Origin of the sequence: Alteromonas ponticola (genome assembly GCF_012911815.1) — a bacterium.
GTDB classification, from domain to species: Bacteria; Pseudomonadota; Gammaproteobacteria; order Enterobacterales; family Alteromonadaceae; genus Alteromonas; species Alteromonas ponticola.
In genome coordinates, this window is record NZ_JAATNW010000002.1 from 39,076 (window position 1) to 63,249 (window position 24,174).

Consider the following 24,174-nt stretch of genomic DNA (forward strand, 5'->3'; position numbering starts at 1 on the left):
TAGCAGCGTGAGCGACGTTAGCAGGAGTTCCATGTATTACGTTGACGTTTATGCGCTGAAAAAATACAGTAACGTTTGTAAGCCACCGAATCGAATTGCAGCGTCGGCCTGCTGTTCAACTATCGGTTTGGCATGAAAAGCGACACCCAACGCCGCAGCCTTCATCATAAGTAAATCATTTGCGCCATCGCCCATGGCAACAGTTTGTGCTGGTGGGATCTGCCATTGTTCAGCAAAATCGGTTACCGCGAACGCTTTAGCTTGCGCATCAACAATCTCACCTGTCACTTTTCCATTTAATTGTGCATTCTCACTTGCTAACACATTGGCTTTGACGGCATCGAATCCCAAACGCTGTTGCAGATAGTCGGCATAATAAGTGAAGCCCCCTGATGCCAGTACTATTTTCCAGCCCTTCGCTTTTAAGGTGTCTACAAGCGTGGTCAACCCCGGCATTAGTGGAATGCTGTTTTTAATCGTTTCCAGCTTAGCTTCCTCAACGCCTTTAAGACATTCCACGCGGGCAATTAAGGACGCTTTAAAATCCAGTTCGCCCCGCATAGCTTGCTCTGTTACCGCAGAGACTTTTTCTCCTACCCCTGCCAGTTTGGCAATTTCATCGATACATTCGATTTGAATGACGGTACTATCCATATCCATCACCAGTAAGCCCGGCTGCTGCAAGCTGGGTTGCTGGCGCTGAATGACCATGTCCACCCGATGATTGCTGGCGATGTCGGATAATGTGTCTGCAAGCTGGATTGAATTAATAATCTTTACATCAGCTTTTACAACACATTCACCAAAGCGCTCCGACAGGGAATGAAACTGAAACCGGTCAATGGTTAAACAGTTCGCCAGGGACTGCTGCACGTTGAACAGAATATCCAGGGTCAGGGCTTGCCCGATGATGGTCAGTATTTCGGTTTCATTGTTTTCATCAGCAGCCAGTACGAGATCACAATTTGAATGATTAAACTTCCATCCACGCGGATAAGTGTGTTTAAGTTGAAGCAACGATGCGTAACTATATGCATTTAAAGACAACGTTATACCCTGTCAGCAGAATTTTATAGTCGTTCATCCTACCTAAAGCCGGGACATCAGAAAACTCTCATCTGGTAATTACAGTTAATTTAATTGTAATATGCCAGTTAATTTAGTTCTTAGTGGACAGGTAGTTATATGACGATGGAACTCTCGGGGCAATCTTCTCCCGGGCATACCCTGACATCAAGTGTCGACGCCGCTGACAGACGTAATTTGCCCGCGGTTCGTCATAGTGGCTATAAAACCTTGAAACGTATTATCCATACGTTCAGCCTTTGTGCAGTCATCGCTTTACTTGTTTACTTTTTTTACCTGTATCAGCAGCACACGCGACAATGGGCAGAGTTTGAAGCAGGTCAAACAGGTACGTTGCTGGTTCACCAATATTCTATGCTGTTATCGCCTATTGTCGTCGAGAACAACAAAGAAGAATTAGCACGAGTGTTAGGTACACTCAATCATCACCCCGCCCTTATCAGCGCTGATGTATATGACCCGCGCGGTTTGTTACTCAGTTCTGAGGACAATAATCTACTGCTTTTAAAACAAGTAAACGCCGATGCCGAAAACTGGGTTGTGCATGTCGAAGATATTCGTAACGACACTGAACAGACTATCGGCTATTTGCGGCTAATTTTTGACGCACAGCGACTGCTGGAAATGTCGATCAGCTATGAAAAACGTCGATTAGAAATGATGTACCTGATGATGGTCGTAACGTTTCTCAGTGGCATTTATCTGGCGAGAAGCTTTTATAAAATAAGACCGATTTTAAGGCGACGTCTGTATCCGGATAATCAGTCTGCCTCATTTCCGTCCAAATTGAATAAACGCAAATAATTGGCCGTAGTTTTTGCGACGATGAGATTTTCATCAACACCCTTTAACGCTGTTAATACACTGACCACATCAGTAATAAAGGCAGGTTCGTTTCGCTGCCCCTGCCGTCCGTTCATAGGCATGTCGGGTGAGTCGGTTTCCAGCACTAAATGTTCAAGCGCGATTGATGAAACAGTTTGGCGGGTTTTACGCGCGCGGGGATAGGTGATAGTACCGCCTATTCCAAGCAAAAAGCCCATTTCAATATACTGCTGAGCGACTTGCTCACTGCCGGAAAAGGCATGAATGATCCCGCCGTGCTTGAAATTGCTACGTTTGAGCCCTTCAATCAATAAATGGTGCGTTTTGCGATGGTGCAGGATAACAGGCTTGTCGTACTGTTGCGCCAGTTCCAGCTGTGCTAAAAAAACTGACTGTTGTTTCTGCATCGGCGTTTCAACGGTCGCGTCTAATCCAATTTCACCAATGGCGACACAGGTACTACGATGACAATCGACCCAGTTTTCAAGCTTGTGGATGTCGTTGTCCTGCACGTCCGCAAGAAAATAAGGATGCAACCCAAAGGCCAGGTCACACTGAGGAAAGGATTGCTGGATATCAAGCTGACGGCGCCAGCCTTCGCGAGTCGTGCCAGGAATGAGAAAGCGCTCGACACCCGCAGCGCTGCTTTGCTTGAGTACGCCGCCCAAATCGGCTTCAAATTCAGCGAGATCCAGATGACAGTGGCTATCTATCATCACAAACCCTTTACGGCATCAACCGCTGTATTTGCCATTCACCGGATTCTGCCAAATTGTATTCGAAACGGTCATGCAAACGATTTTCGCCACCTTGCCAAAATTCAATCTGGTGTGGAACGACGCGAAAGCCGCCCCAGAAATCGGGTACCGGGATCTCACCGCTGGTAAATTTGGCTTTCAACTGACTGAATTGGGTCATCAGCAGTTCGCGCTTTGCAATCGGTTTACTTTGCTGTGAGGCCAATGCAGCAAGCTGGCTGTCTTTTGGGCGGGATAAAAAATAGCGGGCGTTTTCAGCCATACTCATTTTATGCGCGGTGCCACAAATACGAACCTGCCGCTCCATGAAAAACCAGGGGAAGTGAAGCGACACTTTAGGATTTTCAGCCAGTTCCTGCGCTTTTCGGCTGCCATAATTGGTATAAAAGACAAACCCGTCCGCAGTAACATCTTTTAATAATACAATACGCTGTGAAGGTTGTCCGTCAGCAGACACTGTCGCCACTGTCATTGCGGTGGGATCGGGAATACCGGCCTCAATCGTATCTTTTAACCAGCGTTCAAATAATGCAAAGGGCTCAGCAGTTAGTTGTGACTCATCAAGTGTGCGTAAACCATATTGCCGCCGGATATCTGAAATTGCCATCACTGCCCCCAGAAAGCGTAGTTATTAGTAAGTCAGTCGTCATTACCGTAGCCCAGTGAACGAAGCGCCCGTTCATCGTCGGCCCAGCCCTGCTTAACCTTGACCCAGAGCTCTAGAAATACCTTGGCCTCAAACAGGTTTTCCATATCTTTTCGCGCCTGTTCACCGATAGTCTTGATGTGCTGACCACCTTTGCCTATCACCATGCGCTTTTGCGACTCGCGCTCAACCAGAATCAAACCATTGATACGAAATACGCCATTATCAGCCAGCTTAAATTGCTCAATTTCTACTGTTGTAGAATAGGGAAGTTCATCACCAGTAAACCGCATCAATTTCTCACGAATGATTTCAGCTGCCATAAACCGACTGGAACGGTCGGTGATATAATCTTCAGGAAAATAAAACTCGCTTAATGGCAGTGTCTTTTGCACCAGTTCACGCAACGTATTGACCTGCCTGCCGAGCTTGGCACTAACCGGCACAATATTGTCAAAGTTGTGCTTCTGCGCCAGCACCTGAAGCTGCTCCATCAACTCGGACTTGTCTTTTACTTTATCGGTTTTATTAACAACCAAAAAGCAAGGCAAGCCCGACTGTTGGACTTTCTTGAGCACCATGTTGTCTTCGTCAGTCCAGCGCGTGCCTTCAACCACCATCAATATCAACCCCACTTCTGCAAGTGATGAAGTGGCTGCACGATTCATATAACGATTTATCGCACGTTTCTCATCACTATGAAGCCCAGGCGTGTCCACATAGATGGTCTGATGATCACCTTCCGTATCAATTCCTAATATTCTGTGGCGAGTAGTTTGCGGCTTGCGCGAAGTGATACTGACTTTCTGACCGAGTAAGTGATTAAGTAAGGTCGATTTACCCACGTTGGGGCGGCCGACGATAGCAACTAAACCACAATGGGTGGTGATATCTTCAGGTGTCATTTAGCAATTTCTCTAGGGTAACTTTGGCGGCTTCTTGCTCTGCTTTGCGTCTGCTCTCGCCCTGCGCTGATACGGGTTGGTCCAGGCCTATGGCAAGACAGCTTACTTCAAATGTCTGCGCATGATCTTTACCAGAAATGTTGGTCACTTCGTACGTCGGCAAAGGTAATTTGCGCGACTGTAAATATTCTTGCAAACGCGTTTTACTGTCCTTGGGATGGGCGTTGGGATCAAGCTTCTCGATACGTTCCTGCCATAACTTAAGAATGACTTCCTGCACCGTTTCCATACCGGCTTCTAAATAAATCGCGCCCAATATCGCTTCAACAGCATCAGCCAGGATAGAGCCGCGTCTGGAGCCACCGCTTTTCATTTCGCCTGGCCCCAGTTTAATAAGCTCACCCATTTTCGCTTCCCGCGCCAGCTCAGCTAAGGTGTCACCCTTCACCAGCGTTGAACGCATACGGGTTAATTTTCCTTCAGGCACTTTGGGGAATTTTTTGAACAGGGCTTCACCGATAACCATGCCCAAAACGGCGTCGCCAAGAAATTCGAGCCTTTCGTTATGTAATTTCGCCGCGCTGCGGTGAGTAAGAGCACGTTCCAGCATCGAGACGTCGTTGAATGTGTATCCCAACACTTTACTTAGATGGGCGTACTTATCAATGCCTTGCATCAGTCAATTCCACCAACACGGCTAAACCGAACTCCGGTTGGGATCCAGGACGGTAACCAGCTGTCTGGCGCGCGTTCAAACTCAAAGCTGATCCAGATTGCCACAGCTTCGCCCACCAGGTTTTCGTCTGGAACGAACCCCCAGAAACGGCTGTCACGACTATTGTCACGATTGTCGCCAAGCACGAAATACTGTCCCTCAGGCACGCGCCACTCATTGCTACGAGTGCCGGGCTGGGTGTAAAAGTGTGACGGATGCACATCGCGCATAGGATGGCGAAGTATATCGTGCGCTACATCACCCAGTTGTTCAGTGTAACGTAGCAACGGCGCCATATCCTGTACGAATTCGCCTCGTGATTTAAACTCAACATCTACCGGGCGTAACTTGCCACAGTTTTGTGTAGACGCGCCTTCACAGGCAGGCTTAATATAGACTTGTTTGTTGCGGTACACCACAGTGTCACCGGGTAACCCCACCACCCGTTTAATATAATCGATATTGGGTTCTTCTGGATATTTGAAAACAACGACATCGCCCCGCTCAGGGGTTCCGGTTTCAATCATTTTTTTGCGAAAGACCGGATCTTTAATACCATACGCGTACTTTTCAACCAGTATGAAATCCCCAACCAGTAACGTTGGCATCATCGAACCAGAAGGGATTTGAAAAGGCTCATACAGAAACGAGCGCAAGATCAGCACGAACGCAATGATGGGAAAAATCTGCTGGGCGGTGTCAACAATATACGGTAGTTCAGCCTTTTCCTCTGCATTAGCTGTCGAGCCTGCAATCGAAGCTCCCGTTGCAGTTGCTTTAGCTTTGCGCTTACTGGCAAAAAATAATGAATCTAACAACCAGATCAAGCCTGATGCGACGGTTAGAAAAACCAGAAATAAGGAAAAGTAATTCGCCATTATTTATTCACCTTCAATACTGCAAGGAACGCATCCTGCGGTAATTCTACGTTGCCTACCTGCTTCATACGCTTCTTACCTTCTTTTTGCTTTTGCAGTAGTTTTTTCTTACGACTGACGTCACCACCATAACACTTGGCAATAACGTTCTTACGCAATTGTTTGACTGTGCTTCGGGCAATGACGTGGTTACCAATTGCGGCTTGAATGGCAATATCAAACATTTGTCTGGGTATGAGTTCACGCAGCTTTTCAACCATGTCGCGACCGCGCGACTGTGAGTTTTCACGGTGAGTGATCAACGCCAGCGCATCCACCCGCTCACCATTGATCAAGATGTCCACCCGCACCATGTCAGAGGCCTGAAATTTCTTGAAGTTATAATCCAGTGATGCAAAGCCACGGCTGGTTGATTTTAAGCGGTCGAAGAAGTCCAGTACCACTTCAGCCATCGGCAGTTCGTAGGTGACTGCCACCTGTTTACCGTGGTAGGTCATATTGGTCTGCATACCGCGTTTCTCTACACACAGGGTAATGACGTTACCCAGATATTCCTGTGGCACCAGTATATGTGCTTCAACGATGGGCTCGTGGATTTCTTCAATATCATTCACAGCAGGCAGCTTGGACGGGTTATCAACCTGAACTGTTTCCCCCTTAGTAGTAACAACCTGGTAAATTACCGTTGGCGCTGTCGTAATCAGGTCAAGATCGTATTCGCGCTCCAGTCTTTCCTGAATAATTTCCATGTGCAACATGCCAAGAAAACCAATGCGGAAGCCAAAGCCCAATGCTGCCGAACTTTCCGGTTCAAAGAACAACGATGCATCATTCAAGCTCAATTTTTGCAGGGCATCACGAAAGTCTTCGTAATCATCTGAACTGATAGGAAAAACCCCTGCGTAAACCTGAGGTTTGACCTTTTTAAATCCCGGTAGCATTTTTTCTGCTGGTCGGCGCGCGTTGGTGATGGTATCGCCCACTGGCGCACCCAGAATATCTTTGATGCCGGCAATAACAAAACCCACTTCACCTGCACGCAAAATACCGGTTTCCAGAGCTTTAGGAGTGAATACCCCTACTTTGTCGACTTGATGTACCTGACCATTCGACATAATTTGAATGCGTTCCTTAACGTTCAGCTCACCTTCCATGATGCGAACCAATGAGACCACACCCTGATAATTATCAAACCAGGAATCAACGATAAGCGCGCGCAGCGGTTTTTCGCGATCCCCTTGCGGCGGGGGTATTTGCTTGACGATGACCTCAAGCACATCTTCAATACCTACACCAGTTTTTGCAGAACATCGCACAGCATCAATGGCATCGATACCGACAATATCCTCGATTTCTTCGGCCACTCTTTCCGGTTCAGCCTGCGGCAAATCGATCTTGTTTAAGATCGGCACCACTTCCATATTCATATCAATTGCGGTGTAACAATTTGCCAGCGTCTGCGCTTCTACGCCCTGCCCTGCATCTACTACCAGTAATGCCCCTTCGCAAGCGGCCAGTGAGCGCGAAACCTCATAGGTAAAGTCGACGTGTCCGGGAGTATCAATGAAGTTCAATTGATAGGTCTCACCATCCTTCGCGGTGTAATTCAAGGTCACGCTTTGTGCTTTAATTGTGATACCACGTTCACGTTCCAAATCCATTGAATCGAGTACCTGCTCCGCCATCTCCCGTTCGGATAATCCGCCACAATGCTGGATTAACCGATCTGACAACGTTGATTTACCATGATCGATGTGGGCAATAATACTGAAATTACGAATGTGCGACTGTTGCATAAAGCTAGAAATCACCTACAAAAGTTATTGAAAACTATCCTTTCACTTCTTACTCCTGAGAGATAAACCGTGATCAAAGGATGACGACACCAGCCGAATAAATCGATGGTGACACCCATTAAAAAAAGTCTGCGGATTTTACCTATTTATGAGGTGAAAAGCGAATAATACCCGCACCTGCGCTGCGAGAATGGGTACTATGCTGCAAATCGGTGTTAATACCTGTAAATAAGGCACTGCATAGAAGCCTCTTAAACACCTACGTTATATTGAACAGGTATCAGCTAAAATCGGAGGATGACAATATGACCGGCTGATACTTAGTGGAATCTTTTGACTTTAACCAGCGTGACGTTTGTACGAAGCCAACCAAAGTTACACTGGCACTGGCAAGCAATACCCACAGTTCACTGATCAAACCCAACGAGGGTAGTAATGAGCTAAAAACCAATGCACTGACCAAAAACACCCCTAAAGGTAAAAGATAAAGCCATGCTGAAGCGGCAAGAATACCTACCTCAGGGACACCTACTTTTACCACATCACCTACCTTGACGGCCATCGGCGTTTTAATCGTAAGCTGCTGCGCCCTGGGCGCCAGTGCTCTGGATACGACTCCGGTGCCACAATCGTCGCTGGCCTGGCAACCGTTACAGGTAGTTTTAATCGCGGCTTCCACCGTCACCCATTCGTCATTTACTGCGATCACGGTCGCATTTTCCACAATCATTTTCTACCATCACCCATTATTATCAGGTTGGTTCATGCTCAGTGAGGTAGCGATCGCATTGGCCGTGTTTAATGGGATTTCTCCCACAACAGTTACCTGCGCCTGACCGTCTGTCAACGTGAGAAAAGTATTTACTTCGTGTCGTAACACCATGTCTGCACCAATCGCATCATCTGCCATTTGTACATAAACTGAGACATCTACCAGCCCATCGCTGAACATTTTATATTCTACGATCTGTCCGGTGAGTGCCAGCCGTCGTATATCACGTTTTACTTCTTTCATTCCCCTCGGCATATAATCGACTTCCCAGTTGTGTTTTCTGGGTTGTGAAGGCGTTATCACCATTGGCTGTGGCAGGGTGGCCTGATTGACTCTGGCAAAGTATGCGTGCGGTTCTTTATGAATGTTTAGTGAAGTCACCTGAATCTGCTCAAGCAAATTACCATTGAGATCAAGCATGTTAAATTTCAATAACATACCACTGGCTTCATCCAACCATAGCTGGTAGCTAAAGCGGCTGTTATCCAGACTGACAATACGAATTTGTTGCGCTGGCCTGCCTGAAACCCGTGCCCGGCCAACTTTAATAAACTTGTATGATTTGGTCAGTGCCAGCGGATTGTAAAGAAGCTGGCTGGGGATAGGGCCATTAATTGATTCCGAATACAGGCTGTAAGGCGCAACATCAGGCTCAAACACACTTACCACATTATCCACGCGGATCAACTCTCTGCCTGGGCCGTTTTGTAAATTCAGCTGCTCTACTGTTGTGCCATTCTCCAGCACGCCATGACGCCACAGGTAAGGAATGGTTTCGCTACCCGCCCGACTTAAAATAAATGATACCTGATAGTTCAGTTCACGGGTAGCTTCAGTCAAGCGCGCGAGCCATTGTTTGGCGCTCAGGGTATTAGGCTCGTTACTCTCTTCTATTTCATCCTGTGCTGAAGGGTTAGCCTCATCATCACTGCTCGCGGTAACTTCAGTGTCTGCGTTTTCAGCAGCGTTGTCCTGCTGAGCAAATACATTCGACGAAAAGAGAAACAAACAGAAAATCAAAAGAAAGGCTGGCTGGTTAAATAAAACAGCCAGCTTGATGGAAGCTGGCCTGGTCAAACTACAAAATATACTCATTAAACTAAATACTAATGTTAGTTATCAATTCCCTGCTGTTCTTCTGCAGCAGCGCTTTGTTCTTCAGCCTGTTTGAGTTTAACCTGCTGCTCGTGATCTGCAATTAACGCGTTAATCTTACGCTTTTTCTCAAGCATTACCGCCATATCATCTCGCGGTATTGTCCGGGTCTGCTCTAAACTAACTGGTGCTAATCCACCTTGAGGACCGACCGTAGCAAACGTCGAGAAAGGTTCAGTTTGCGTAGGTTGATTACTGTACTGCACCCCAACGATAACTGCTGCAGCAACTGATGCTGCCACCGCAAACTGACCCGCTTGTTTAGCGAAAGGAACCACATTGCCCACCAATGGGATGCACTCCCACCGCGAACGCGGTGCCATTACCGTCGGTTCATCTGCCAATGCCGCGGCGACGCGGGCGGTCAAATCCAGCTGTGGCGCAACCGTTGCTTCTTTACGCAAGCCGCTACGGATCACATGGTAGCGTTGCCACTTTGCCTGAAGCGCAGGATCGTGCTTTATTGCATCGATGATCTCAGTCTGATTGAGCTCACCATCCATAAAAGCAGACAATTTTTCTTGCTGTTCGGTCATACATTTTTCCTGATCAAAGTTGATCAATTACCACGTTTACACTGATGTTAGGTTACCGGACTTTTAAAAAGTTCAATTTTCTAACAACGGTTGTATTACTTTATCGATCGCTTCCCTTGCTCTGAATATTCTTGAACGCACCGTTCCCACCGGACATTCCATCACACTGGCGATTTCTTCGTAACTCAAGCCTTCAATTTCGCGAAGTGTAATTGCCATACGTAAGTCTTCAGGCAATTTCTCCACCGCGCTAAACAAAGTGGCTTCAATTTCATCTGACAGCAGGCTTCGCTCAGGTGTCGACTGTTCTTTTAACGCATCACTACCTTCGTAATAGTCAGCTTCCTCTGCATCGACATCGCTCGCAGGAGGTTTTCGCCCCTGAGCAACTAAATAATTTTTCGCGCTGTTTACCGCTATACGATAAAGCCAGGTGTAAAATGCACTTTCACCGCGAAAATTGGGTAGTGCCTTATACGCCTTTATAAACGCATCCTGAGTAACATCCGCCACGTCACCGGTATTTTTCACATACCGTGACACCAAATGCATTACTTTATGCTGGTACCTTGTTACTAAAAGATTGAACGCGTTTTTATCTCCGCGCTGAACCTTTTCAACTAATTGTTGATCGGTTATTTGCTCGCTCATTCGAGCCAATTCTCCTTAACATCTACTTCTATACAGCTCATGCAAGCAATCAAGTAGACTTTGTGAATACGGAAAAGTTCGCAACTTTTTTAATTTTTGATCGAGAACCGAAGCTTACCCATTGTTTTTTGCGCTTCATCCATTAGACTTGCCGAACACTGTGGACGTTATTACCGCTAAAATACATGAATTCAACAACTTCTTCACTACCTTCTTCAAATCAAGCGATAGAACATCAGTGTGATGCGCTGATCATTGGTAGTGGTGCTGCCGGATTGAGCCTTGCGCTAAAGTTAGCTGATCACTGCCAGGTTATCGTATTAAGCAAAAGTGATCGCAACGAAGGCTCAACGCGCTATGCGCAAGGCGGTATTGCAGCAGTATTTGATGAGGCTGATTCGATTGAATCCCATGTAGCCGACACCCTAGACGCCGGAGCAGGCCTGTGCGATAAAGACGTGGTTACTTTCACTGCGAAAGAGGCAAAGAATGTCCTGGAGTGGCTGATAAATTTTGGCGTTCCCTTTGATACAGAAGAAAATAAAAGTGGAGAGAAGAAATACCATTTAACCCGCGAAGGCGGCCATAGCCACCGCCGGATACTTCATGCGGCCGATGCAACCGGCGAAGCCATTCAGACCACGCTAAACGATGCTGTCGCGGCGCACCCGAACATTCATTTTTTTGAACGTTATAATGCAATTGATTTAATTGCGTCGAAAAACACGGCAAAACATTGTAAGGGCGTGTACGTCTGGAACCGAAAGCGCGAACAGGTAGAAGTTATTCGCAGTCACTTTATCACATTAGCCACCGGCGGTGGCAGCAAGGTTTATCAGTACACTTCCAACCCTGACGTTTCCAGCGGAGATGGCATTGCGATGGCCTGGCGTGCCGGTTGTCGTGTTGCCAACATGGAATTTAATCAGTTTCATCCGACCTGCTTATATCACCCACAAGCCAGAAACTTTCTTATTTCAGAAGCATTACGCGGTGAAGGTGCACAATTGTGCCATGCAGACGGCACGCGCTTTATGCACAATTTCGACAAACGCGGCGATTTAGCACCGAGGGATATTGTGGCCCGCGCCATCGATTTTGAAATGAAACGTTTAGGTGCTGACTGTATGTATCTGGACATCAGCCATAAAAGTGCAGATTTTATTGTCAAACACTTTCCGAATATCTATCGTAAATGTCGCTCACTGGGCATTGATATTACTCGCGAGCCGATTCCTGTCGTGCCTGCCGCTCATTACAGCTGTGGCGGGGTCGTGACAGATCTGAATGCCCTTACCGATCTGGACAACGTTTATGCAATCGGTGAAGTGGCGTATACGGGGCTCCATGGCGCTAACCGAATGGCATCTAATTCATTGCTTGAGTGTGTGGTGTTTGCCAAAGCCGCAGCTGAACATATTCTTTCCCGTCTGCAGCACAAGACTACTGCCGAACCAATTGCGCCATGGGACGAAAGCCAGGTCAGTAACTCTGACGAAGAAGTCATTATTCAACATAACTGGCATGAACTGCGTCTATTTATGTGGGATTACGTGGGGATCGTGCGCACCAATAAGCGACTGGAACGCGCCTTGCGCCGCATTCAATTGTTGGAGCAAGAGATTCACGAGTATTATGCTCATTTTAAGGTGAGTAATAACCTGCTGGAGTTGCGAAATCTGGTGATGGTGGCCGAGCTTATTGTGCGCTGCGCCATGCAACGAAAAGAGAGTCGTGGCTTACATTTTAACGTTGACTATCCTGATACCCTTGCGCAGTCTTTACCTACTATTCTTACGCCATCAAAAAGCTTGATTCAGGAAGAGCCCGGAACCTTAAGTACGTAAGATGCTATCCTTATGTCCAGTAATCATGCCGTACAGAATAAAAAAAGCTCAGCCTCGGCTGAGCTTTTGAGATATTACAGGATAAACGATTGACCTGATTTAAGCGTAAACGTTGCCGAAAGGGTAACGGTATCGCCAGATAGCAGATCGACGTAGTCACCTTGTAGCGTCTCCGGTACCGAGAATGTGGTGTCAGCGCCAGGATTCAGGTTGACCAGCGTAAGTCGCGTCTGCTCTGCTTTCACGTTTTGAACCACCCATGCATCCTGATTGTCGACAGGGAAATAACGGATCTCATCGGGAAATTGCAGTGCACTTTGTTGATTGCGTATCTCGATCAGTTTTTTGTAATGGTTAAGCAGTGAGTCAGGATCAGCCGCCTGCGTAGCCACCGATGCATTTTTTTCTGTTCGTTGTGACTGCCAATAATTGCCCCACCACGGCTGGTGATTTTCAGCCCAGGGGAACCATTTTCCCTGATCAAGCCAGAATTCGCCCGTTGTGTTGAAACCGGCTGCATCATTATCTTCCCATTGCATGATGGCGCGGCGATACTGGTCGTCACCGGTGGCAAACTGTGACAAGCCAATTTCCTCTCCGTAATACAAATAAAGTGTGCCAGGTGTAGTCAGTAATAGAGTGGCCGCGAGCTTGGCTTTATCTTCATCTTCACCCAGTGTATGCATAAGACGATTTTGATCGTGGTTAGTCAAAAACGGCGAAAAGAACGACAATGGTGCCGTGGCCTTGCGACTTTTCAGGTTTTCCCACAAGGCGTCACGCGTATTATCAGATTCCCCCTCTTTTACTGAACCAAAATCCGCGCTGCGTTCACCACCAGAATTCAGGATACCACTGACCACATAGCCAAAGTCGAAGTCAAACGCTGAATCCAGCCCTTTGCCACCGTCATAGTACTTTCCGATAGTAGGCATGTCAGCCCACGCCTCTGCCACCAGCATTGCGTCCGGGTTGATGGATTTAACGTGCTGGGTAAATTGGGTCCAGTAGTCAATTGTGCCAGCTGTATCGGCCTGGTCGGCATCTTGCCCGTCTGCGCTTTCGTCTTCAACTGCGTATCTGACCGCATCAAGCCGGAAACCGTCCACACCTTTTTCTAACCAAAAGGTGGCGAGCTTGTTCATTTCTTCCACTACTTTGGGGTTGCGCAGGTTAACATCTGGCTGGCTGGCGCCAAACGCACCATAATAGTATTCTCCGCGCTGCTCATTCCAGTGCCACACTGCCTCAGGATTGTCTACGTCATCTTCCCAGGCTCTGCCCCAATGTTCAGGAATCTCCTTTTTCCAGATAAAATAGTCTTCGAACCCAGACTCTTTGGCCGCAGATTTTTTAAACCACTCATGGCCGTCAGAAATATGATTGATGACCAGATCGAGTATGACCTTGATACCATGCTTGTGCGATGCTTCGATAAATTCTTCGAAATCCTGCATGGTCCCGTAATCAGACTCAACCTGATAAAAATCCTGAAAATCGTAGCCATGATAGGAAGGAGCTTCGAAGACAGGGGTGAGCCAGATACCATTCACTCCCAACTCCTGCAGATAAGGAAGCTTTGCTGTCATTCCATCAAAATCGCCGCTGCCATCACCGTCCAGATCGTAAAAAGAACGGGGCCAGATTTCATAAAATATCGCGTTATCCCACCAATTCGGGTTTTGGTTTTTTAACTGAATGGTTTGAAAGGCGGTATCTGTTTCTGCATCGTTAGCTGGAACCCTGGGCTTACTTTGCTGCGAGCAGGACGCGACCAAAATGGACAATGCTAACAAAGAGGCTTTTTTCGGAAATGTTTTCATTATGAGCTCATCAATTATTTTTGTTAAACAGATGTTAGTTTAGTTAACGCTTATTCCCACCTATCGGTGAGTGAAAAGCAAGTCTATTGATGTTGAAAACGTATGCAATGCGTGAATTTTAAGCGCCGTTGTGCAAAGGTACTGTGCTACCAGCGCCGGTTATTAAGCTGTATCCAAAAAACGAGAGCAACGGATTCAGAGGTGCAACCTGCCCCTGATATGCGGTTCACTGCACTTACCATTTAATAGTGCAAACTGACTATCTGCGCTGTGCTGGCCTTGCATCAGCACACATTCTGCGGGTACTAATATGGGTTTTAAAAATTCGGCATGAAGTTCAACCGCCTCTGCAGCATGACGGTCATCGACCAGTTGACTGTAACACTTCGCCAAGCTCCACATGCCATGTGCAATCGCCTGCTTAAAGCCAAATAGTTTTGCACTGAAGGCCGATAAGTGAATAGGGTTGTAGTCGTACGACACTTTTGCATAGTCACGACCAATGCTATCTGCCACCTGCCACTGGGCAACGTGCTGATAGGTTTCCCAGAACGGCGGAAGATCGCCCTGCCCTTTATTTTTTTGCCTGCTTACGTGGGGTGCGTTAACGCGCATAAGGTATTCGCCTGTAGCCCGATAAATGCACTCGTCTCGTTGGTGTCCTTCAACAATCACTTCGATGACCCACCCTTTTGAATGGGTTTTTAACTGTCCGAGTTTTGCCGTAAGATTTACCATCACCTGAAGGTCAACCTGCGCACTTTGCCAGACCTGGTTACGGATATGCACCAATCCTAACAACGGAAAAGGATTGCGACGGTCCGCGAGACATTGCAACTGCAACGCAAAGGATTTCATCTGTAAGTAAAGTGGATGCAATCTGGTTGACGCTTTCCAGTCTACTAATGAGCAGTATCGCTGATAGTGGTCCGGGTCTATGAGTAACGCTTTGCTTAATTCGACCTTTTCAATTACCGGAGGTTTGAATTGAGTAAGACGTTGCTTGTCACCGCCTCGTATCATTGCACTGATTAGTTCTCTTATCATCCTTTATCCTGAGTTGCGTTGCGATGTCTTAATACGATCCGGCAGAGTCTTCGGTAATTTTGCTCGTCGCACTCACCTTTTAACAACCAGCGTGATTGTGCCGTTGTGCTGAAGCTGAGAAAGACCGCCAGGGGTGTCACACGTGACTTATCACTTAATATCTCTCTGCTACCTTCCACGGCTACCATGGCCTCCATGGTTTGTTGCCAGCTGCCATCCTCCCCTAATAAGTAGGTTTGCGAAGCCATACGCGGTTGTTGATACTGATGCCAGTAAAAAACAATACTTAATAGCCCTGCTATAATACTCAGGTACTCAACGGGCACCCATGAGTAGGTATTTTCAGACAGTGAATGCAGCACTGCCCATGCTGCAAACGTCGGTATCAACCACTGGTAATTGCGCCACGGTGAAGGCGAAATATCAACCCTGTACTTTGACGCGGTCAACAATGATTGACACCATCTCGGCCAGTTCAGGATCGCTGCACTTCTGGTGCCCCATAAACCAGGCAAACAGATCGGGATCGTCACTGGTCAGCAGACGTTCGAAAATAAGTTTTTGCTCATCTGTTAAATCATCAAAAGCCTCGTCCATAAAGGGTAAGAGCAATACATCTAATTCCAGCATTCCACGACGACAAGCCCATCGCATGCGTGCGACACGTTTTGCTTCTAACATTTTTCACATCACCATAGGTTCGATAGCAGGCACTATAGCATGCAGTGTCAGACCTGTTGACTGTCCTTTAATACTTTTTATCGCTTTTCCCTTGCTAAATGCGTTATCCACCCCATTATTTCACTACGTTTGTTTTTGCAGGATTATTCATGACCCAATGTGATCTAACTCAACTTGCCTCATTAGATGAGTTAGCTGATGAATTCAGTATTGAGCTCACGCAGCTTGGGATGATCAGCGTCAGCGGTGAGCAACGAAACGATTTCTTGCACAGCCAGTTAACTATCGATCTCAAACAGTTTTCAGCAGGAAAAGGCCGTTTCAGTGCACATTGCGACGCTAAGGGAAAAACCTGGTCCGTCATGCATGTAACTCGTTATGGTGAGCGGGTAATGCTGAGTCTGGCTGCATCAGCGTTGGCTGCCAGCCTGACCGAGTTAAAAAAATACGGTGTTTTTTCTAAAGTTGCGATTGAAGACGTCAGCCAGTCATTTACTCAGTTTGCCGCCCGCGGCGAGTCAGTCAATGCGTTTACAGCGACACACTTTGGTCTGGTTCCCACTGAAGAAGGACAGGTGATAGAAAATGAGTTGGGCATGGTCATGCGTGTTGCCAGGTTTTCCGATCTGCTGCATTTCAGTTTAACTGAAGCGGGTCGAGAACAATGGATGCAGTTTGCGAACGAAAGTAAACTCGCCTGCTATCCGCCTGCGGTTTATGACGCGTTAGCAGTTCAACATGGCATCCCCTGGGTTACAGAGGAAAACATAAGTCAGTTTGTACCTCAGATGATTAACCTGCAGGCGTTGGATGCCATTGACTTTAAAAAGGGCTGCTATATGGGTCAGGAAGTCATTGCCCGCACCCGTTATCTGGGTAAAAACAAGCGTGCTGCCATGATTTTCAAACTTGATGGCAGTCACAAAGTTAATCCTGCTGACCCCATTGAGTTACAATTAGGTGAGAACTGGCGCAAAGGTGGCGTTGTCGTGCGCAGCGCTGCATTGCCTGACGAAACATGGCTGCTTGCCGTTGTCGCAAATGATACTGAACACACAGCTAAGTTCAGGTTGAATGCCAACGCAAACATTACGTTTTCACCACAAGCGTTACCTTACCCTATCACAGATGACAGCGATAAGATGGTTAAACGCTGATCAGTGACTCTTTATCTTTTAATCTTACATTTTTAAACGACAGGAAATATTATGACAATAGCCTCTGGAAACGTAGTCACCCTTCACTATCAGGTTTCATCTGATGATGGCACGGTACTGGACTCGTCCAAGGATAAAAACCCGTTAACCGTATTATTGGGCCAGCGCTTTTTAATTGAAGGGCTTGAAGAAGCCCTGATGGGAAAAAACGAAGGCGATAAATTCAATGTCCACATCGAGCCAGAAAAAGGCTACGGTAAGCGTTCTGAACAATTAGTGCAGAAAGTACCACTTAATATGTTTGAAGGCGTTGACGTTGAAGTGGGTATGTCTTTTCGCGCCACCACCGAGCAAGGCGAGCAGTCTGTCATGATTGTAGAAAAAGGTGATGATTACGCTGTAGTAGACGGTAATCATCCACTCGCCGATGTGCCACTTAATTTTGACGTGGAAGTGGTCAAGATTCGCGAAGCGACTGAAGAAGAAAAAGCGCATGGACACGCCCATGGCGAAGATGGCTGCGGCCATTCGCATTAGACAATGGGGGGCTGCGCGCTTAGAGCAGCCCATCATTTATCCGACGTTAATTCCGGCCACACACATTTTTCATGTCTTACATTACGCTAACCGCTGATAGGCGTTTGTAAATTCCGGGACATTTGCGGATGCACCAATACCCTCATCATTAAGTGATTGCCGAACCTGATTAACACTTGCTGTGTCAACAAAATGAGTTGACGCATGGAATTTAAGATGATTTTCGTCATACACTAGCCCAAGCCGGGAGAACAAATCTGGCAATACGGCCTCTGGTTTAGACACCATCTCTTCGTAGCTGATTACCCCCAGTTCTGCGGGCGAATTTTCCAGCCAGCTGCGAATCAGCGTTTCTTCATTTTCAATCATCTGCTTAATGCTGTCAGGCGACCATGACCACCCCAGCCCCTGGCTGAAATAGGTTCTAAAAATCGACCACGCAGTATCAATTTCATTTCGCTTGATCCAGATCACTTCAGCTTCAGGAAAGATCTTCTGAATTAGTGGTAAATAGCGACCGTTGCTCAAACTCTTATCAGTAAAATAAGGTTTGTTGCCATTACGTTCACTGACTATTCTAAAATACTCGTTTCTAACCTGAGTGCTGACTTGCTCGGCAAGAATGTGCGAAACATCTTGCGCGTTAGAGATGAGCCGGCCCTGTAAAAATGGTTTGATTGCCATCTCCAACGCATTCACTTCACCAAGGGGCTTAACATTGGTATTCACCGCTAAAATTTGTTCCAACAGCGTGGTTCCAGAACGCGGGAGACCGACAATAAAAACAGGAGTGGGTCGCGTTACTGTATCTTCAGGCGCAGCTGGTACTGCTTCAAGCACTCGCTTTATCGCCTTGATGTCATTAACTAACGACTTGGCCTGATGCACATAGGGATCCTTTGCTGATGCCGTCGTCTTTTTCAATTCAGCACATCGAGAATATGACGCCAGAGCCTGAACGTAATTTTGCTTATCCCAGTAGTACTTACCCACGGCAGAAAAATAGCTGGCCTTCGCATCAATGGTTGCCTTAGCGCTGATTACTCTCTCTGCTTCACGTAATTTAGAAGCGAACGTTTCATCGTTTGCGAACGAATGCATTGCCGAAAGCGTTAACCAGCTTTCGCCGTGCTCTGGCTCGTTCTCAACGACCTGTCGTAGCAGCATCACAGCTTCTTCTTTATTACCCATCTGCGCACAGAGCGTCCCTTTGAGATGTTTAAGGCGGCAATTCCCTTCAAATCGTGGGTCTATTATCCGCAATCTCTCCTGTGCCTCATCCAGCGCACCGCAGGTAATCAAAGCAGTCACCGTATTTAACTGAAGTTTCAGGTCAGAATTAACCGGGACACTGTTCAAACAACGTAGTGCCGTTCTAAACGACGCAACGACAATGGCCAACCTGGCCACGCCATACCAGTTTTCGTTAAGCTGAATTTGTTCGGTAAACAGCTGTTCTATCCCTTGTTCCACCGCCAGTCGATCAAAGCGTTTAGCACTTGAGACTAAATTTTGTAAGATTGGATGCATAATCACTCAAAAAAAGACCCGGTCAAGCCGGGCCTTTGTTCTTCAGTTTACGATTAGAATGTAACTTCAACACTGAAACGCACGAATCTAGGCGTTTGGAATGAAGTTGCCAGCCCATATTCTGGATCTGATACACCAACATATTGACCCATATCGCCGAATCCTGCGAAACGTTCGTTAACTTCGTTTTCCTGCGTTGCCTTGTCATTGTTAAATACGTTGAACACGTCAGCACGGAAAGTTAAGTCTGCACTGTCCATTTCAATCAGGTATTTCGCACTTAAGTCAAGCGACCAGATGTTGTTGGTACGGCCTTCAGAACCCCGTGAAACAAGTTGACCATCCTTAACGAAAGATTCTGCTTCATAGTAAGAAGCGAACACGTCCGTTGGGTGGAAACCGAACGAGTTTTTAGGACGACCGGAATACCACTGGAAGTTGGTACCTAGAGTGAAATTCTCGAACACCTGATAAGCACCAGTTAACTTAACTGCGTGGCGTCTATCGTTTGGCAGGTCACCGTAACCACCATCCGTCAATCCGGGTTGGTCGAAGTTCGTTGTCAAACCTGAATCGTCCTGGTCATTATCTGAACGTACGAAACCTTCGTTGTTACCCCAGCTATGGCTCCACGTATAGGTAAAGCTCATCTGCCACACATCATCCCACGCACGGTCCACAGTGAAATCGACCGCCGCATATTGACGCTCTGCTTCAGGATAACCGAGCAAATCGGCAGGAATGGTGTAAGTATCAAACGGTACCGGACCATCGCCATCAGGATCGGTCGAGATGGTGACGTCGTTACCCGGGTTAGTCAACACGTAGTAATGGAAGCCACTACATAGCGTACAGGACTGACCTTCGAACTCACTTTCGATAAAGTCATTGAAGCCTTTATCAATTGCGATATCTTCCAGAGAGCTACCGAGGTCGCGATATGTCGCTTTTACACCGAAGCTCCAGGAATCATTAAGCACCTGTTGATAACCGAGGATAAATTCATCCTGGTACATTGGATCCAGATCCGCATTTACTGTTTCTGCGGTATTTTTCAGCGTGCCATCACTAAAAACAGTCAGACCACCTACTTTTTCACCCAACACTGGTGTGAAGTCAGCGTTGATATCAGTCACCTCATAAACCTGACGAGTATAAAGCTCATCACCGGCAAGACGGATATTGGTATTGGTCGCTACGGGTAAGAAGTAACGACCGTAGTTTGCAAATACTTTGCTGTCTCCATCACCAAAAACATCCCAGCTAAGACCTAAACGGGGTGCCCACTGATCTGATACATCAACAAATTTCTCGCCCGCTTTGTTGTAGTTTTCGAAGGTTTCATTTCGTAAACCAATACGTGCGGTGATGGTATCTGTAACAGTCCAGGTATCTTCAATGTAGTAAGCACTACTTTGCGTTTCAAAATCACCCTGGTTGATATAAAACTCTTCACGAACTAAACAGTCTGCATTATCAGGCTGATCCAGGTTATCCCCACAGTTCTCATAGCGATAAGCTACTCCGCCTGCTCGTTGGGTATTTTCGCTGGCTTCAAGATCTTCATCATCAATACCAAACGTTAACGTGTGATCAGCATTGACATACCATTCAACGTCAAAACGTAACGCGGTACGCTTATCTTCCTGAATACTCGGAGTGAATAGACCAAACGCACCAAATTCTACGCCAGTAAAGCGATCATACACTACAGGACGATCGCCTAATGGGTTAGCACCTTCGTTCAGATTGCTGTAGCTCGCTTTATTGACCGAGTATTGTGCACTCACAGTAACATCGTCAGTAACAATACCGGTATATTGCAGACCGAAAGTGCTGCCGCCTCTTTCCAGGGTATAATTACCCAAAGAAGCACCCACATTGTCTTCGTCAGGGCTGTACAGGAACTTCTCTGATTCCAGTTCTTCCGTATTGTCCCATGCAGTCAATTCAAGAATGTGATTGTCTGTGATGTACCAGTCAATTTTGGTACCAAGCAACGTATCATCACCTTCACGATCATAAAAAGTTGCTGTTTCAGCATAATCACGCTGTCTTTGTTTTTGGTTAACAATACCGAAGAAAAACAGTTTGTCTTCGATAAAGGCGCCACTTGCCCACACGTTAACGTTGGTTTCACCACGCTCGTCACGTTTGAAGACCTGATAGTATTCTGTGCCTGCTTCATCAATATCTGCTTGTGAAGTGCGGAATACATCTGGGCTTTTCGCTCTTAGTGATGAAGGTTCAAAGTAGGCGCTTGCGCCCCATTTGAATTCGTTGCTACCGCTTTTCGTGCGTGCGTTAACCACACCACCGGTGGAGCGACCAAATTCAGCTGAGTAACCGCCCGTCTTCACTTCAAACGACTCATACATTTCAAAGGGAAGTTCTGAGCCACCTAAACCGTTTCTGAAGTTAGTGACGTTGATACCGTTTACGTAGTAGACGTTTTCACCCACCGATGCGCCACCGAAGGAAGCCAGGTTACCGAAATCAGAGTCACCGGCTACCGTACCAGGAGCAAGTAATGCAATTGACGCGACATCACGCGGTACCGGAACTTTAGCGATGAAATCCTGGTCAACGTAAATTTGTGACTCACTTGAAGAAACATCTATCGCAGACATTCTTGCGCCGGTCACGGAAATACGCTCAACCGCACCTTCTTCCAGTGCAAGATCTAAGCTTGTTCTGCCGGTTGGACGAACACTAAATTGTTTTTCCTGAACTACGGCATAGCCATCTTTTTTAGCTTCAAGGCTGTAATTTCCAGGCGGAAGCAATGGAAATGTGTAACTTCCATCAGATCCCGTAGTAACGGTACGGGTTAAGCCTGTTTCTAAGTTTTTAATGGTTACTTCGACACCAGACAGAGCCTGGCCAGAAGATGAAGCAACTGAGGTACCAACGATGACACCCTTTGACTCTTGCGCAAATGCTGGCAATGCCACACCAAGTGATGCAGCTACAGCTAAAGCGGTGAGCTTTTTTCTATAGTTTATCATTCAAAATCCCTGGGTTTAAATGAGAGTGATCCCTGTGCAGAGTCACCTCTTTTATTTTTAAAGTTTACATGTTTACAGGATTAAATCCCGTGCCAACTAAATCACAGGATTAAATTTTAAGCAAGCAAAGTTTAGATCAATAAGTGTCAACAAATTGATATTAAAACGACATATAAAATAAGATGATGAGCTTAATTAAAACCAGTGATATTTCTTTGAGTTATACAATCTTATTAGACTATAGTCTAATGGTTATAAGTGTGTATAAAAATAAAACGAATTAAAGTGAAAAATTAAATTTTTGTGTTTTTTTTAAACTGCATTTTTGAGGCTATAAGTGGTGAAAATAAAAAAGAAGTGAATGTATAAATGGCTCAAAATATATACAAAGGCCTCGCTAATTCTTAAACAACGAGGCCTCAAAAAATTAAATTGCTTCTTCGTTTTGCTCCCCTGTACGAATGCGAATTGCACTGTCTAAGTTATAAACGAAAATTTTGCCATCACCAATTTTGCCGGTCTTTGCCGATTGTTCAATGGCTTCTACTGCCTGCTCCACCAGATCATCTGGTAACACCATTTCTATCTTGATTTTGGGTAAAAAATCCACCTGATATTCAGCGCCACGATAAAGCTCAGTATGACCTTTTTGGCGGCCGAAACCTTTGACTTCAGTCACTGTCATGCCAGCGATACCGACTTCGCCTAATGCTTCGCGAACATCGTCCATTTTGAACGGTTTGATTATAGCTTCTACTTTTTTCATGTTGCTCTACTCGTCGTAAATCGTAGGAATTGGAATGCGTTTATGTTGAGTACGCTGATATAGGTAAAGCAGTTTTTCAACTACCTCTTGTGAGACCTCTTTTCCCTCAAGAAAGTCATCTATTTGGTCATAACTTAACCCTAATGCATCTTCATCGGTCTTTTGCGGTGCCAGGGTCTCAAGATCCGCGGTAGGCGCTTTGTAAACCACCTTTTCAGGCGCGCCTAAGTAGGTAGCGATTGCGCGTACCTGACGCTTGTTCAAGCCAAACAATGGCGCCAAATCACACGCCCCATCCCCATACTTGGTGTAAAATCCGGTTATATTTTCTGCCGAATGATCAGTTCCCAGCACTAAGCCATCAACCATTCCTGCGATCTCATATTGAATTATCATTCGAGTGCGCGCCTTGACGTTACCTTTCACAAAGTCTTTCTTCGATTCTGCTGCAGGTAACAGGTCTTGCTCACCTAAAGCAGAGACCGTTTCAGTATGAATAGCATCAGCCCCGGGTTGCACGTTCACCTTAACGGTTCTGGCAGGCTTGATAAAGTCGATGGAGGCCATTGCGTCATCTTCATCAGCCTGCACATCATAGGGGAGGCGCACAGCAATAAACTGATACATTCCGCCGTGCTCATCATTTAACTCTTCTACCGCCAGTTGTGCCAACCGCCCGAGCAGACATGAGTCGATTCCACCACTTATACCCAACACCAAAGCGTGTAAACCAGACGTTTTCAACTGCTCCTTGATGAACTTGACCCTGCGGGCCACTTCAAATTTGACATCGATGACGGGCTGTACCCGCATCTCCTTAATAACCGCGTCTTTATGCATCATCATGTAACTCAATTTCTTAAATCAATATGTTGTAGGTTTAACTGACTGGTTGATCCTGCAAGTCTCTTTCGATAGCTTGATAGGCATACCTGCAATTTACTGACCATATCATACCTTTCGAACATGGTTATGCTCTCTTACTCTATGTAGGAAATAATTATACCCATACTTTCAGTAGATCGTTTACGATTATCAATAGCCAGCAAGGGGAG

General features: G+C 46.4%; 23 protein-coding genes. 4 read left to right on the plus strand and 19 right to left on the minus strand.

Going from position 1 to position 24,174, the window contains the following annotated elements; translation table 11 throughout:
* Window positions 1-48: 48 nt before the first annotated feature.
* Complete coding sequence (gene serB / locus HCJ96_RS02685) at window positions 49-1,047, minus strand: phosphoserine phosphatase SerB (RefSeq protein WP_246261105.1); 999 nt, start codon at window positions 1,045-1,047, stop codon at window positions 49-51.
* 138 nt (window positions 1,048-1,185) lie between these two features.
* Between serB and HCJ96_RS02690 the strand changes: the two genes are divergently transcribed.
* A complete protein-coding gene (locus HCJ96_RS02690; protein WP_169209510.1) occupies window positions 1,186-1,890 on the plus strand; it encodes an AhpA/YtjB family protein in 705 nt (234 codons plus the stop codon).
* Here HCJ96_RS02690 and HCJ96_RS02695 read toward each other — a convergent pair.
* The 10 genes from HCJ96_RS02695 to rpoE all read right to left on the minus strand — a co-directional run bounded on the left by HCJ96_RS02695 (window position 1,848) and on the right by rpoE (window position 10,723).
* A complete protein-coding gene (locus HCJ96_RS02695) occupies window positions 1,848-2,627 on the minus strand; it encodes a TatD family hydrolase (protein WP_169209511.1) in 780 nt (259 codons plus the stop codon). The two genes, HCJ96_RS02690 and HCJ96_RS02695, sit on opposite strands and share 43 nt — an antisense overlap.
* 10 nt (window positions 2,628-2,637) lie before the next feature.
* Window positions 2,638-3,276, minus strand: a complete 639-nt coding sequence (gene pdxH / locus HCJ96_RS02700) for a pyridoxamine 5'-phosphate oxidase (RefSeq protein WP_169209512.1) — start codon at window positions 3,274-3,276, stop codon at window positions 2,638-2,640.
* Window positions 3,277-3,308: 32 nt separating this feature from the next.
* Window positions 3,309-4,220: a GTPase Era gene (gene era / locus HCJ96_RS02705; protein ID WP_169209513.1), complete on the minus strand. Its 912-nt coding sequence runs from the start codon at window positions 4,218-4,220 to the stop codon at window positions 3,309-3,311.
* The gene (rnc, locus tag HCJ96_RS02710) at window positions 4,210-4,896 is read right to left on the minus strand and encodes a ribonuclease III (protein WP_169209514.1); all 687 of its coding nucleotides are present in this window, start codon (window positions 4,894-4,896) and stop codon (window positions 4,210-4,212) included. Before rnc ends, era begins: the two co-directional genes overlap by 11 nt.
* Window positions 4,896-5,813: a signal peptidase I gene (gene lepB / locus HCJ96_RS02715; RefSeq protein WP_169209515.1), complete on the minus strand. Its 918-nt coding sequence runs from the start codon at window positions 5,811-5,813 to the stop codon at window positions 4,896-4,898. Before lepB ends, rnc begins: the two co-directional genes overlap by 1 nt.
* Entirely contained in the window at window positions 5,813-7,609 is a 1,797-nt protein-coding gene (lepA, locus tag HCJ96_RS02720; protein ID WP_169209516.1) for a translation elongation factor 4, read from the minus strand. The genes lepB and lepA overlap by 1 nt, the downstream gene beginning before the upstream one ends.
* Before the next feature lie 280 nt (window positions 7,610-7,889).
* Window positions 7,890-8,339, minus strand: coding sequence for a SoxR reducing system RseC family protein (locus HCJ96_RS02725; RefSeq protein ID WP_169209517.1), 450 nt, complete (start codon window positions 8,337-8,339; stop codon window positions 7,890-7,892).
* A gap of 9 nt (window positions 8,340-8,348) precedes the next feature.
* Window positions 8,349-9,476 (minus strand): MucB/RseB C-terminal domain-containing protein, encoded by a 1,128-nt coding sequence (locus tag HCJ96_RS02730; protein ID WP_169209518.1) that lies wholly within the window; start codon window positions 9,474-9,476, stop codon window positions 8,349-8,351.
* Window positions 9,477-9,493: 17 nt separating this feature from the next.
* On the minus strand, window positions 9,494-10,072 hold the full coding sequence (locus HCJ96_RS02735; RefSeq protein ID WP_169209519.1) for a sigma-E factor negative regulatory protein: 579 nt from the start codon (window positions 10,070-10,072) through the stop codon (window positions 9,494-9,496).
* A 72-nt stretch (window positions 10,073-10,144) separates the two neighbouring features.
* Complete coding sequence (gene rpoE / locus HCJ96_RS02740) at window positions 10,145-10,723, minus strand: RNA polymerase sigma factor RpoE (RefSeq protein ID WP_169209520.1); 579 nt, start codon at window positions 10,721-10,723, stop codon at window positions 10,145-10,147.
* Window positions 10,724-10,908: 185 nt separating this feature from the next.
* Between rpoE and nadB the strand changes: the two genes are divergently transcribed.
* Window positions 10,909-12,570, plus strand: a complete 1,662-nt coding sequence (nadB, locus tag HCJ96_RS02745) for an L-aspartate oxidase (protein WP_169209521.1) — start codon at window positions 10,909-10,911, stop codon at window positions 12,568-12,570.
* A gap of 74 nt (window positions 12,571-12,644) precedes the next feature.
* On the opposite strand, the gene HCJ96_RS02750 is transcribed toward nadB, so the two are convergent.
* The 4 genes from HCJ96_RS02750 to HCJ96_RS02765 all read right to left on the minus strand — a co-directional run bounded on the left by HCJ96_RS02750 (window position 12,645) and on the right by HCJ96_RS02765 (window position 16,121).
* The gene (locus HCJ96_RS02750; protein ID WP_169209522.1) at window positions 12,645-14,393 is read right to left on the minus strand and encodes an alpha-amylase family glycosyl hydrolase; all 1,749 of its coding nucleotides are present in this window, start codon (window positions 14,391-14,393) and stop codon (window positions 12,645-12,647) included.
* A 195-nt stretch (window positions 14,394-14,588) separates the two neighbouring features.
* Window positions 14,589-15,440 carry a MaoC family dehydratase gene (locus HCJ96_RS02755; RefSeq protein WP_169209523.1) on the minus strand — a complete coding sequence of 284 codons (852 nt, stop codon included), beginning with the start codon at window positions 15,438-15,440 and terminating at the stop codon, window positions 14,589-14,591.
* Window positions 15,437-15,892: a protein YgfX gene (locus HCJ96_RS02760; protein WP_169209524.1), complete on the minus strand. Its 456-nt coding sequence runs from the start codon at window positions 15,890-15,892 to the stop codon at window positions 15,437-15,439. The genes HCJ96_RS02755 and HCJ96_RS02760 overlap by 4 nt, the downstream gene beginning before the upstream one ends.
* Complete coding sequence (locus HCJ96_RS02765; protein ID WP_169209525.1) at window positions 15,864-16,121, minus strand: FAD assembly factor SdhE; 258 nt, start codon at window positions 16,119-16,121, stop codon at window positions 15,864-15,866. Before HCJ96_RS02765 ends, HCJ96_RS02760 begins: the two co-directional genes overlap by 29 nt.
* A 149-nt stretch (window positions 16,122-16,270) precedes the next feature.
* Here HCJ96_RS02765 and ygfZ point away from each other — a divergent pair, with 149 nt between their 5' ends.
* Together ygfZ and HCJ96_RS02775 are read left to right on the plus strand one after the other, a co-directional pair.
* On the plus strand, window positions 16,271-17,278 hold the full coding sequence (ygfZ, locus tag HCJ96_RS02770; protein WP_169209526.1) for a CAF17-like 4Fe-4S cluster assembly/insertion protein YgfZ: 1,008 nt from the start codon (window positions 16,271-16,273) through the stop codon (window positions 17,276-17,278).
* 51 nt (window positions 17,279-17,329) lie between these two features.
* A complete protein-coding gene (locus HCJ96_RS02775) occupies window positions 17,330-17,815 on the plus strand; it encodes an FKBP-type peptidyl-prolyl cis-trans isomerase (protein ID WP_169209527.1) in 486 nt (161 codons plus the stop codon).
* 81 nt (window positions 17,816-17,896) lie between these two features.
* Here the strand turns inward: HCJ96_RS02775 and HCJ96_RS02780 are convergent, their stop codons facing one another.
* From HCJ96_RS02780 to nadE, 4 genes are all read right to left on the minus strand, one after another.
* Window positions 17,897-19,345 carry a tetratricopeptide repeat-containing sulfotransferase family protein gene (locus tag HCJ96_RS02780; RefSeq protein ID WP_169209528.1) on the minus strand — a complete coding sequence of 483 codons (1,449 nt, stop codon included), beginning with the start codon at window positions 19,343-19,345 and terminating at the stop codon, window positions 17,897-17,899.
* A gap of 53 nt (window positions 19,346-19,398) precedes the next feature.
* On the minus strand, window positions 19,399-22,353 hold the full coding sequence (locus HCJ96_RS02785) for a TonB-dependent receptor (protein WP_211162672.1): 2,955 nt from the start codon (window positions 22,351-22,353) through the stop codon (window positions 19,399-19,401).
* A gap of 427 nt (window positions 22,354-22,780) precedes the next feature.
* Window positions 22,781-23,119, minus strand: a complete 339-nt coding sequence (locus HCJ96_RS02790; RefSeq protein WP_169209529.1) for a P-II family nitrogen regulator — start codon at window positions 23,117-23,119, stop codon at window positions 22,781-22,783.
* A gap of 6 nt (window positions 23,120-23,125) precedes the next feature.
* The gene (gene nadE, locus HCJ96_RS02795; RefSeq protein ID WP_169209907.1) at window positions 23,126-23,959 is read right to left on the minus strand and encodes an ammonia-dependent NAD(+) synthetase; all 834 of its coding nucleotides are present in this window, start codon (window positions 23,957-23,959) and stop codon (window positions 23,126-23,128) included.
* Window positions 23,960-24,174: the final 215 nt, after the last annotated feature.

Excerpts from the sequence above, each read along its gene's own strand:
- HCJ96_RS02690 (WP_169209510.1), top strand. The coding sequence starts at position 1,186 with ATGACGATGGAACTCTCGGGGCAATCTTCTCCCGGGCATACCCTGACA.
- HCJ96_RS02695 (WP_169209511.1), bottom strand. The coding sequence starts at position 2,627 with ATGATAGATAGCCACTGTCATCTGGATCTCGCTGAATTTGAAGCCGAT.
- pdxH (WP_169209512.1), bottom strand. The coding sequence starts at position 3,276 with ATGGCAATTTCAGATATCCGGCGGCAATATGGTTTACGCACACTTGAT.
- era (WP_169209513.1), bottom strand. The coding sequence starts at position 4,220 with ATGACACCTGAAGATATCACCACCCATTGTGGTTTAGTTGCTATCGTC.
- rnc (WP_169209514.1), bottom strand. The coding sequence starts at position 4,896 with ATGCAAGGCATTGATAAGTACGCCCATCTAAGTAAAGTGTTGGGATAC.
- lepB (WP_169209515.1), bottom strand. The coding sequence starts at position 5,813 with ATGGCGAATTACTTTTCCTTATTTCTGGTTTTTCTAACCGTCGCATCA.
- lepA (WP_169209516.1), bottom strand. The coding sequence starts at position 7,609 with ATGCAACAGTCGCACATTCGTAATTTCAGTATTATTGCCCACATCGAT.
- HCJ96_RS02725 (WP_169209517.1), bottom strand. The coding sequence starts at position 8,339 with ATGATTGTGGAAAATGCGACCGTGATCGCAGTAAATGACGAATGGGTG.
- HCJ96_RS02730 (WP_169209518.1), bottom strand. The coding sequence starts at position 9,476 with ATGAGTATATTTTGTAGTTTGACCAGGCCAGCTTCCATCAAGCTGGCT.
- HCJ96_RS02735 (WP_169209519.1), bottom strand. The coding sequence starts at position 10,072 with ATGACCGAACAGCAAGAAAAATTGTCTGCTTTTATGGATGGTGAGCTC.
- rpoE (WP_169209520.1), bottom strand. The coding sequence starts at position 10,723 with ATGAGCGAGCAAATAACCGATCAACAATTAGTTGAAAAGGTTCAGCGC.
- nadB (WP_169209521.1), top strand. The coding sequence starts at position 10,909 with ATGAATTCAACAACTTCTTCACTACCTTCTTCAAATCAAGCGATAGAA.
- HCJ96_RS02750 (WP_169209522.1), bottom strand. The coding sequence starts at position 14,393 with ATGAAAACATTTCCGAAAAAAGCCTCTTTGTTAGCATTGTCCATTTTG.
- HCJ96_RS02755 (WP_169209523.1), bottom strand. The coding sequence starts at position 15,440 with ATGATAAGAGAACTAATCAGTGCAATGATACGAGGCGGTGACAAGCAA.
- HCJ96_RS02765 (WP_169209525.1), bottom strand. The coding sequence starts at position 16,121 with ATGTTAGAAGCAAAACGTGTCGCACGCATGCGATGGGCTTGTCGTCGT.
- ygfZ (WP_169209526.1), top strand. The coding sequence starts at position 16,271 with ATGACCCAATGTGATCTAACTCAACTTGCCTCATTAGATGAGTTAGCT.
- HCJ96_RS02775 (WP_169209527.1), top strand. The coding sequence starts at position 17,330 with ATGACAATAGCCTCTGGAAACGTAGTCACCCTTCACTATCAGGTTTCA.
- HCJ96_RS02780 (WP_169209528.1), bottom strand. The coding sequence starts at position 19,345 with ATGCATCCAATCTTACAAAATTTAGTCTCAAGTGCTAAACGCTTTGAT.
- HCJ96_RS02785 (WP_211162672.1), bottom strand. The coding sequence starts at position 22,353 with ATGATAAACTATAGAAAAAAGCTCACCGCTTTAGCTGTAGCTGCATCA.
- HCJ96_RS02790 (WP_169209529.1), bottom strand. The coding sequence starts at position 23,119 with ATGAAAAAAGTAGAAGCTATAATCAAACCGTTCAAAATGGACGATGTT.
- nadE (WP_169209907.1), bottom strand. The coding sequence starts at position 23,959 with ATGCATAAAGACGCGGTTATTAAGGAGATGCGGGTACAGCCCGTCATC.